This is a genomic window from Chamaesiphon sp. OTE_20_metabat_361 (assembly GCF_031364565.1).
The window spans coordinates 1-3,041 of sequence record NZ_JANLWO010000723.1 but is presented as its reverse complement, the minus strand read 5'-3'; the positions used below and the strand labels follow the sequence as shown (position 1 = coordinate 3,041).

The window sequence follows — 3,041 nt, the reverse complement described above, 5'->3', positions numbered from 1 at the left end:
AACCTAAAGCCTAATTCTTATCCTGGGAAATTTTGCTGCATCATTGCTTGCAATTGTTGATATTCTAAAACTTGACCGTTGCGTCTAAGGAGGCGGATACGAGTATCGATCGTTAGTCTCGCATCCGCACGAGTGACGGGCTGAAAGGAGATCCCATTTGCATCGCTAGTAACCAGAAAAAATACTCGCTGTGCATAGAGTGTCGTAAATAGTTCTTGGTTGTCCTCAACGATACAAATGCGATAGAGCAAGCCAAAGGTAGGGTGGTTGAGGTAGTTTTCGGAAGTCATTGATTAGGTATTAGGTATTAGGCTTTAGGTGTTAGGTGTTAGGCTTTAAAGTTAAGGCTTTGGGCTTTAGGGTAAATAGTATGTGTAGAGTGGGTACCGCCCACCAGTAGTAATCTGTAGGGTGAGCATCGCCCACCAGCTAGGTTTCAGGAAATTCCAATCTTATAAATACATATACTGTTTTATTCTTTATAATTCCCAGCATTTATCCCTAAAACCTAAAGTCTAAAACCTAAACCTAACGCCGAGATCTGAGCGGCGGCTTTCTGGAGGGATTCAGCCCACTCGCGCTGAGGATGGCTATCGGCAACGATGCCCGCACCGACTTGTCCCCAGACTGTGCCTTTATGATACAGCAATGTCCGAATCAAAATATTGAGATCTAGATGACCACGCCGATCGAGATAGCCACAGGAGCCATAAAATAAGTTGCGGGGGAGGGGTTCGAGTTCGGCGATAATTTCCATGCACCTGACTTTTGGACATCCGGTAATCGTCCCGCCTGGAAACATAGCCTGAATGAGATCGATCGAGTCAAACTGCGAATCTAGCTCACCTGTGACATTACTGACTAAGTGCATCACATGACTATACCGCTCGATCGAGAGCAATTCATCGACATTGACACTCCCCCAGCGACATACTCGCCCGAGATCGTTCCGTTCGAGATCGACTAGCATGATATGCTCGGCAATCTCTTTGTCATTAGCTAGTAGTTCTTCAGCTAATTGTAAGTCCTGTGCGGGGCTTTGACCGCGCTTTCTGGTACCCGCGATCGGGCGAGTTGTTGCTTTGTGTTGTTGCAATTGCACCAGTCTTTCTGGAGAGCAGCTTATCATTGCGCCCCAGGGAGTTTGCCAATAGCTCGCAAATGGCGAAGGATTAATCTGTTGCAATCTTTGGTAGATTTGCCAACTGTCGAGATCGGTATGGGTGCTAAATCGTAGTGATAAATTAGTCTGAAAGATATCTCCAGCCTGAATGTATTGCTGAGCTTGGAGAATTGACTGCTGATACTCGGCGGCGGATGTGAAAAAGTGTAGCGACTTGAGGTTATCTAAATCGATGGGGATTGGTATCGACGCGCACAAGAGCAGCGACGACGCGAGATTGCCCTCTGCAACTGCATCTAATCTAAGCGTTAACTTTTCCAGCTCTGCGGCTGTCGGTGCGGATAAATATAGTAGTTGCTCCCAATGATCTAAAATAGCAATCGATCGGGGCGCATACCAATAAGCGGTTGGAAATGGCAATGGATCTGGCTGAAGAGTTGGTAATCGTTCGATCTCCCAGGCAAGTTCGTAACCCAACCACCCCAACCAGCCCCCAGTAAAGGGTAAGTGAGCGGGTAAATCCGTTGGTTCTTGTCGATCGACACTCGCCAGCAACCCTCGCAAACAATCTAAAATTTGCCCGACTGCTGGGGTGAAAATCTGCGATCGACCATCGATAATCTGTGGCGTTCCTGCACAAATCGAGTATCTTGTCAATACCGATTTCGTTGAATCGCGAACTGGACTTTCGAGTAAAGTGGCAATCGGCTCGTGTCTAAATAATCGATCGAAGATCTGCGAGCCAGTTCGATTTTGTAGCGGAAGGATCGAGTGCAAAGAGGTAAGAGGTAAAAGGTAAGAGGTAATGGGTAATGGGTAAGAGGTAAAAGGTAAGGGGTAATCCGATCCCTAAAGCCCAAAGCCTAAAGCCCAAAACCTAAATGAATTGTCCGCCGATAATCACTCTTGCTGTCCAGAAAATGCCCAGACAGGCGATCGCCAAAAAGTCAATTTTTCGTAACTTTAACTGATGCCATTCTACCTTGTGGGTGTTGGGAGTGGTAAAGCCGCGAACCTGCATGGCTACAGCGATTTGCTCGGCACGACTCAGAAGATTTGCAAACATTTTTTCGGCGACAGTCAGCCAAACTTTGGCACTGTTTTTGAGTCCTAATTTTTGCCAATCGATCGCGCGGGTATAAACCGATCGTACCAAATTTTGGACTTCTTCTAGAACTAAAGGAATAAATCGCAGCGATAGTGTCAGTGTGAGCGCAATTTCAGTGACGGGGACATTAAAACGGCGGAGTGGTGACATTAAATTGTCTAAGCCAGTGGCAACTTCTTCGGGAGAAGTAGTGAGCAGATAAACAGTAGTGCTATATATAGATGTAAAAATCAAACTACTGGCATAGATGGCATTTTCGAGCGATTTTCTGGTGATTTTGAGCTGAATCATCCCCGCATCGAGTTTGAACAACACATATTGATATGGTTGGGCGATCTCTACTCCCGGATCTGGCGGGGAACGGAGTTGCTGGGTGACATTGATACTATCTGGGGCAAACATCCCAACGACAAAGATCGCCCCCCCAAACAATAACAACCACCCCATCTGCGGTTTGAGCGCCCGCCAAGGGATGCCAGCTAAGATACTAATGATGACGAGTAATGCCACTAAACTCAGCTTCCAGCTCGCACTAGCCAGCACTGGAGCTAACAGAAAGCTCAACAGCCAGCCGAGTTTTACGCGCGGATCGAGCCGATGCAGCCATGTGACTGGCTGTTCTAAATATAATCCAATGGGCAGGGAGCGGAGTAAATCCATTGATTAGGGGTTAGGCTTTAGGCTTTAGACTTTAGGGGTTAAAAAAGTAGGGTGGGCACTGCTTACCCTACTTTTCGAGGTATAAGTCCGACTGAGATCGAAATCCCGTGTTACCCCCCCAACCCCCCCTTATAAAGGGGGGGCTTTCCG

Annotated in this window: 3 protein-coding genes; all 3 read right to left on the bottom strand. The window is 47.2% G+C overall.

All coding sequences use genetic code 11. The annotated features are described in order from the left end of the window. Positions 1–17: 17 nt before the first annotated feature. The 3 genes from pipX to RMO35_RS20410 all read right to left on the bottom strand — a co-directional run bounded on the left by pipX (position 18) and on the right by RMO35_RS20410 (position 2,891). The gene (gene pipX / locus RMO35_RS20420) at positions 18–290 is read right to left on the bottom strand and encodes a transcriptional coactivator PipX (RefSeq protein ID WP_309743695.1); all 273 of its coding nucleotides are present in this window, start codon (positions 288–290) and stop codon (positions 18–20) included. A 218-nt stretch (positions 291–508) separates the two neighbouring features. Further along, on the bottom strand, positions 509–1,900 hold the full coding sequence (locus RMO35_RS20415) for an anthranilate synthase component I (protein WP_309743693.1): 1,392 nt from the start codon (positions 1,898–1,900) through the stop codon (positions 509–511). A gap of 100 nt (positions 1,901–2,000) precedes the next feature. Continuing rightward, on the bottom strand, positions 2,001–2,891 hold the full coding sequence (locus RMO35_RS20410; RefSeq protein ID WP_309743690.1) for a CbiQ family ECF transporter T component: 891 nt from the start codon (positions 2,889–2,891) through the stop codon (positions 2,001–2,003). Positions 2,892–3,041: the final 150 nt, after the last annotated feature.

Bases quoted from the DNA above. Each gene is read 5' to 3' on its own strand.
- pipX (WP_309743695.1), bottom strand. From the start codon at position 290: ATGACTTCCGAAAACTACCTCAACCACCCTACCTTTGGCTTGCTCTAT.
- RMO35_RS20410 (WP_309743690.1), bottom strand. From the start codon at position 2,891: ATGGATTTACTCCGCTCCCTGCCCATTGGATTATATTTAGAACAGCCA.